Source organism: Oleiphilus sp. HI0043 (genome assembly GCF_001634935.1).
The window spans coordinates 1-964 of record NZ_LWEY01000792.1 but is presented as its reverse complement, the minus strand read 5'-3'; the positions used below and the strand labels follow the sequence as shown (position 1 = coordinate 964).

Below are 964 nucleotides of genomic sequence, written 5' to 3'. Positions count from 1 at the left end.
ATCAAACAATTCAGCGCCTTGCAATGAGAATATTAGAAAAATATTCTTACGAATCTAGATTGCACTTTATATCTAGAAATCTAAGCCTGTACTTAAGTAAACACCGCTAAAATCAACATCAACTTCGATATCAGCACTGCCTATATCATCAATCTTGATTGCCATAGTGCGATAGCCTAGCTCAACAAATGCTAAGCTAATATTTTGACGAATACGGGCACGGGCATCATAAATACCATTACCAGAATACGAAATACCCGATAACTCAGCGCCAACTGCCATACCAGTAAAAGGCAGCTCTACTTCAGCTTTTGCATAGGGCAGCGGTAGAAAGTTATCAATAGTAGAGGTCGAGCTTTCTGTATCACCCTCAACATTAAGCTGACCGTCAAAAACCTTAATATCTAAACCAACATCAACCGAAACCCAGTTATCGAGAATTTCATAGTAAGCAATTACATCATAGTGAGTCAGGTCTAAATTAGTCGTAACAGGCCCTTCCACACCAGCAAAACCATCGCCTGCTTCATCAATTTCGCCAGATTCAGTCTGATCAAGGGAAGTTAGTCGGACCTTTATATTTGGAATCAGTGGCACGGGGTGTTCAAATGAAGCCGCGAGTTCGAAGAAACTATCGTCTTCGAAACCTAGGTCTTTTTCAAAATCAACTGTTTCACCAGCGGTGGCATCACCACCAATGCCTGCATACCAATAACTTGCTTCAACAGTACCGCCAATAAAATCGGCTTGAGCCGTGGCGCTTGCAGCCAAAACGAAAGGAGCGAGGAGTTTTGTAACTTTTTTCATAGATACTTACCTTATTGAATTCTCTTAAGAATAAAACTATTAGCGTAAGTATAGAGGGAGTTTTTGATTTTGCTTGCTTGATTCGTTGCAGCTTAGATTAAAAAGCTGCAACGAAGTCACAAAATTTAGTCAAATGAAATACCTAAACGCTGACCTA

At 40.1% G+C, this 964-nt stretch carries 1 protein-coding gene; it reads right to left on the bottom strand.

Annotated elements, in window-relative coordinates:
• Positions 1-72: 72 nt before the first annotated feature.
• Entirely contained in the window at positions 73-807 is a 735-nt protein-coding gene (locus tag A3729_RS09100) for a TIGR04219 family outer membrane beta-barrel protein (RefSeq protein ID WP_068507795.1), read from the bottom strand.
• Positions 808-964 lie beyond the last annotated feature (157 nt).

Bases quoted from the DNA above. Each gene is read 5' to 3' on its own strand.
- A3729_RS09100 (WP_068507795.1), bottom strand. From the start codon at position 807: ATGAAAAAAGTTACAAAACTCCTCGCTCCTTTCGTTTTGGCTGCAAGC.